The 4,538-nt window shown below is 43.3% G+C and carries 5 protein-coding genes, 4 tRNA genes and 1 rRNA gene; 9 read left to right on the top strand and 1 reads right to left on the bottom strand.

The annotated features are described in order from the left end of the window. A 5S ribosomal RNA gene (rrf, locus tag LU351_RS20010) occupies positions 1-100 on the top strand; the annotation flags it as partial. A gap of 103 nt (positions 101-203) precedes the next feature. Here the strand turns inward: rrf and aguB are convergent. Further along, positions 204-1,070 (bottom strand): N-carbamoylputrescine amidase, encoded by an 867-nt coding sequence (gene aguB, locus LU351_RS20005; RefSeq protein ID WP_232595859.1) that lies wholly within the window; start codon positions 1,068-1,070, stop codon positions 204-206. A gap of 225 nt (positions 1,071-1,295) precedes the next feature. Here aguB and birA point away from each other — a divergent pair, with 225 nt between their 5' ends. From birA to LU351_RS19965, 8 genes are all read left to right on the top strand, one after another. Continuing rightward, positions 1,296-2,267 carry a bifunctional biotin--[acetyl-CoA-carboxylase] ligase/biotin operon repressor BirA gene (gene birA / locus LU351_RS20000; RefSeq protein WP_232595858.1) on the top strand — a complete coding sequence of 324 codons (972 nt, stop codon included), beginning with the start codon at positions 1,296-1,298 and terminating at the stop codon, positions 2,265-2,267. Further along, the gene (locus tag LU351_RS19995; RefSeq protein WP_232595857.1) at positions 2,264-3,022 is read left to right on the top strand and encodes a type III pantothenate kinase; all 759 of its coding nucleotides are present in this window, start codon (positions 2,264-2,266) and stop codon (positions 3,020-3,022) included. The genes birA and LU351_RS19995 overlap by 4 nt, the downstream gene beginning before the upstream one ends. Before the next feature lie 24 nt (positions 3,023-3,046). Further along, positions 3,047-3,727 carry a hypothetical protein gene (locus LU351_RS19990; protein ID WP_232595856.1) on the top strand — a complete coding sequence of 227 codons (681 nt, stop codon included), beginning with the start codon at positions 3,047-3,049 and terminating at the stop codon, positions 3,725-3,727. 61 nt (positions 3,728-3,788) lie between these two features. Further along, positions 3,789-3,864, top strand: a tRNA-Thr gene (locus LU351_RS19985). A gap of 84 nt (positions 3,865-3,948) precedes the next feature. Further along, positions 3,949-4,032, top strand: a tRNA-Tyr gene (locus LU351_RS19980). Between the two features lie 73 nt (positions 4,033-4,105). Continuing rightward, positions 4,106-4,179 (top strand) — tRNA-Gly (locus tag LU351_RS19975). 20 nt (positions 4,180-4,199) lie between these two features. Beyond that, positions 4,200-4,275, top strand: a tRNA-Thr gene (locus LU351_RS19970). Positions 4,276-4,402: 127 nt separating this feature from the next. After that, a partial coding sequence (locus LU351_RS19965; protein ID WP_232595860.1) for a GTP-binding protein occupies positions 4,403-4,538 on the top strand: 136 nt, incomplete at its 3' end.

Below are 4,538 nucleotides of genomic sequence, written 5' to 3'. Positions count from 1 at the left end.
CGTTGGAACCACCTGAACCCATCCCGAACTCAGAAGTGAAACGACGCATCGCCGATGGTAGTGTGGGGTTTCCCCATGTGAGAGTAGGACATCGTCAAGCTTCTAATACTAGCCCTCTGGATCTTTGATCCAGAGGGCATTTTAGTTTTGGGTTTAGAAAAAAGAAATAGCAAAACCCAATTAAGTTTGGGTTTTCGAGCCTATTAACTTTCGCCGTCCAAAGTGAGTAAGTTCTGATAAAGGTCTGGCCTTCGATCCCTAAAGAGATTCCATTCATTTCGCTTCTGACTTATTTCATTTAGATCAAAATTTTCTAAAAGGATTGATTCTGAACTTCTATCTGCTTGTTGAAGTGTTGCTCCTGTTTCATTTGTGATAAAAGATGACCCATAGAAGTCAATCTGTGTGTCGTTAACTCGCTCTTTGCCGATTCTGTTTGAAGCAACGATAGGAATAATATTTGCCGCCGAATGTCCTTGCATTGTCCTTTGCCAGTGATCTTTTGAGTCTATACTTTGATCGTGAGGTTCTGAGCCGATAGCCGTTGGGTAAAATAAGATCTCAGCACCTTGAAGGGTCATAGATCGAGCTGCTTCCGGGAACCATTGGTCCCAACAAATTCCGACGCCTATCTTTCCATATAGGGTATTCCAAACTTTGAAACCAGTATCCCCAGGGCTGAAATAGGTTTTTTCCTGATATCCAGGGCCATTTGGAATATGGCTTTTACGATAATTTTCAAGGATTTCCCCGTTAGCATCTATAACACAGAGGCTGTTAAAAAAAACAGTGTTTGATTTTTCAAAATAGCTAATGGGGAGAACGACATTTAACTTTTTTGCCAATTCAGAAAAATAATAAATCAGCTCATTGGGGTATTCTTTGGCTAATCCAAAGTGTTTGTCATTTTGTTCGATGCAGAAGTAAGGTGTTTCAAATAACTCCTGTAACAGTACTATATTCGCGCCAGCATTAGCCGCTTTAATAACGAGTTTCTCAGCTTTGCTTATGTTGGAATGAATATCCCAGCTGCAAGCCATTTGCGTGGCTGCTACCGTTACTTTTCTCATGTATAAACCCTACCATTGTTATTCACAGGCCGATATTTTGAAGGTATTGCCAGTTTTTGGGAATCATTTTAGGGGCGCTGTTCTTGAACGTAGTTTTTGATATCTTCAGTAATTGAAAATTTAGGTTTCAATCTTGGTGACAATTTTCGTAGAAGCCGGTATCAGAGCCAATACAAAGGGGAGTGGAGAATGTTTGATGTAGGCCTTCCAGAATGGCTAGAGTTGATGAAGTTGCTCAAAAGGCTGTCTGATGGCAAATGGTATTCTGGTGAAAAGTTAGGAGAGGCATCAGGCGTTAGCCGAACAGCAATTTGGAAGAAGCTAAAAAAGCTGGAAGCCTTTGGCCTTGAGGTGGAAAGCTCTAGGGGGCGGGGTTATCGCCTGGCGATACCGGTTGACCTTTTGGATAAAGAGGTTATTGCGCATGAAGCAGGGTTTCCCGAATCAAACCTTTACCTTTTTCCACAAATCGATTCGACTAATCAATGGCTTTTAGATCAAATAAAAACCGGTTTGAATAACCCAGTGGTATGCATGGCTGAATATCAAAGTTCTGGACGTGGCAGGCGCGGACGCACTTGGGTTAGCCCTTTCGGAGTAAACCTCTACTTTTCCTTGTCATATTTATTTAAAGGCGGGATTTCATCCCTTTCTGGCTTGAGTCTTGCCGTTGGAGTGGTTGTATCTGAGGTTCTCGAGTCCTATGGATATATGGATATCAAATTAAAATGGCCGAATGACCTGTTTTGGCAAGACAAAAAGTTAAGCGGAGTGCTCATTGAGGTGGCGGGAGATCTGACAGAGCATTGTTGGGTGGTTGTTGGAATTGGCTTGAATATCAACATGGGTGCGTGCACAGCATCAAGTGATATTAATCAGCCTTGGAGTGATTTGAATATGCTCAGTAATCATTTTGGAGTGGACCAACCGACTCGAAATGAATTGCTATCACAGCTGATAAGTGCGCTATTTGTTCTGTTGGAAAATTTTGAAAAGAATAAGTTTGGCTCCTACCGAGAGCGATGGATGAAAAGAGATTATTTTGACAGTCTGAAAGTTGAGGCTTATGAAGGTGGAAAGAAAATAACAGGTTCTGCTAGAGGGGTAGATAGTCATGGGCATCTGTTGATTGAGTCGAAGGGAGTAATTAAGAGTTTTGGTGGCTCTGATGTTTCACTGAGAGGGGGCAGCGAATGATACTTGAGGTCGATCAAGGTAATACGCGCACAAAATGGCGTATAAAACAAAGTGAAGTTGTTATACGTCAAGGTGCAACCTCGGCATGTTTGAAAGGGATGAGCGAGCTAGAATCTTTTCTAAAAGCAGCTGGTGAGGCTACTCCGATAAAATTAGCGTGTATTTCTAGTGTGGCTAATGAGGATAAAAAAAAACTCTTGGCTTCTGTTTTGTCGAAATGGTGTAAGGAGATCAAGTTTGTTTCTACACAAAAGAAGTACCGTGATCTAAAAAATGGGTACTCTCACCCTGAAAGCTTGGGGGTTGATAGATGGCTAGCTATGATCGCCGCTTTTAAGGCGGGGTGTGGTAAACCTTGTTTGGTGGTTGACGCAGGAACTGCAATAACCGTTGATTTAATTGCAGATGAAGGATGTCACCAAGGGGGGTATATAGGCCCCGGTTTATCAATGATGAGCTCTTCTCTTAATACGGTTACTGCATCCGCACAAACCAATAGCTTGGTTGACGATCTTAAAGGCGTTCCTGGAAGGTCAACCGATGACGCAATAAAAGAGGCCTGCTCTGAAATGGCTTTAGGATTGGTGCTTAAGTCGCTTGAGTATTTACGCGCTTTTAGTGGCCCAAATGTTGGTATTTTTATAACGGGGGGAGACGGAGTGTTTTTATCCCGCGTAATTTCTGATGCGACCTATAGTAAGGATCTTGTTTTGGACGGTATATCTGCACTTAGGGAAGATGGGTTGCTGTTTTGATAACGATTAAGTGAAAAGGCAAATATGCGCTTCGTTCTTTATTTTCTTTTAGTTGTTAATGTACTTGTATTCTTAGTAGGGTGGGTTTCGAATTCCGCTCCTGCTTCAGAATCACTTGATTCGATAGTGGATTTTGCTTCAGGCAGCCCACTAAAACTAATTGAAGAGGTCGATAGAAATCTATTGCGAGAAAAGTCTGAGGCAACGGCACTTGCCCAAGCTAAAGGGCTTTGCGCTATGGCGGGCCCCTTTAAGCTGCTAACAAAAGCCGATGTGTTGGTTGAAAGACTGTTAGCCCTAGATGTGAAGTCTGATATTCGAGAGGTTGATGTACCAGTTGATCATGCCTATTGGGTATATTTGGAGCCTGAGGTATCAAGAGTTAACGCCTTGAAAAAGTTGAAGGAGCTTCAAGAGCAAAATATTGATAGCTATGTCATTCCTAAAAATGAACTGGAAAATGGTATATCTCTGGGGATGTTTAATAACCAAGATCTTGCTCTTGCTCGAAAAAAAGAGATTATGAAGCTTGGTTATCAACCTAAAATTAAGAATGTACCTCGTAGTACTACTCAAAATTGGGTTGTGGTTGAGCCAGAGGAAGCTCAAAAATTAGGCGTTGAATCATGGCAGAGAATGCTAGATGGGATGAAAGGCGTTTCTTATAAACAAAATTACTGTCCAGATGTTGCATCCTTGCAATAGTTTCTCTAGAATCGCGCCTCCAAGTGATGAGGGGTTTGCGAATTCTTTCATTGCGGGTTTTGCTGGCGTAGCTCAGTAGGTAGAGCAGCTGACTTGTAATCAGCCGGTCGGGGGTTCGACTCCTCTCGCCAGCTCCATTTTTTGGGGCGATATTTTTAAATATTGTTTCTGCACTGTATTGACAGTGTGCTTTAAGAGGCAGAGAATACGCGCCTCTTTCGGCAGGGGTTCCCGAGTGGCCAAAGGGATCAGACTGTAAATCTGACGCGCAAGCTTCGGTGGTTCGAATCCACCCCCCTGCACCATATTTTTTAGAAGCTTTAAGCTTTGAGTGAAGGTCTGAGAGTTCTTGGATTTTCAATTTCTACATGTTGATTTGCGGGCATAGTTCAATGGTAGAACCTCAGCCTTCCAAGCTGATGATGCGGGTTCGATTCCCGCTGCCCGCTCCATTATAAGTTTAAGTTATGTCGCTCAAGTAGCTCAGTTGGTAGAGCACACCCTTGGTAAGGGTGAGGTCGGCAGTTCAAATCTGCTCTTGAGCTCCAGTATGCGCCGCAGCGGTTATCCTCTGCGGCAGTTTGGTATATAAGGCCTTGTTCTGGTCTTTGTTGATGCAGGGTCAGTGGTATCCGACATTGGGCCCAACCCACGACCTATTGAGGAGAGTTTGCAATGGCAAAAGAAACTTTTGAACGTAGTAAACCCCACGTAAACGTGGGCACCATTGGTCACGTTGACCACGGTAAAACCACTTTGACTGCCGCATTGACTCGCGTTTGTGCAGAAGTGTTCGGCGGTGAAGCTGTTG

The organism is Marinibactrum halimedae, assembly GCF_021234875.1.
Classification (GTDB): domain Bacteria; phylum Pseudomonadota; class Gammaproteobacteria; order Pseudomonadales; family Cellvibrionaceae; genus Marinibactrum; species Marinibactrum halimedae.
The sequence above is the reverse complement of the archived record's forward strand: the minus strand, read 5'-3'. Positions and strand labels throughout refer to the sequence as shown.

What these genes read in the sequence shown, in the direction of transcription:
- aguB (WP_232595859.1), bottom strand. Translation starts at nt 1,070, where the DNA reads ATGAGAAAAGTAACGGTAGCAGCCACGCAAATGGCTTGCAGCTGGGAT.
- birA (WP_232595858.1), top strand. Translation starts at nt 1,296, where the DNA reads ATGAAGTTGCTCAAAAGGCTGTCTGATGGCAAATGGTATTCTGGTGAA.
- LU351_RS19995 (WP_232595857.1), top strand. Translation starts at nt 2,264, where the DNA reads ATGATACTTGAGGTCGATCAAGGTAATACGCGCACAAAATGGCGTATA.
- LU351_RS19990 (WP_232595856.1), top strand. Translation starts at nt 3,047, where the DNA reads ATGCGCTTCGTTCTTTATTTTCTTTTAGTTGTTAATGTACTTGTATTC.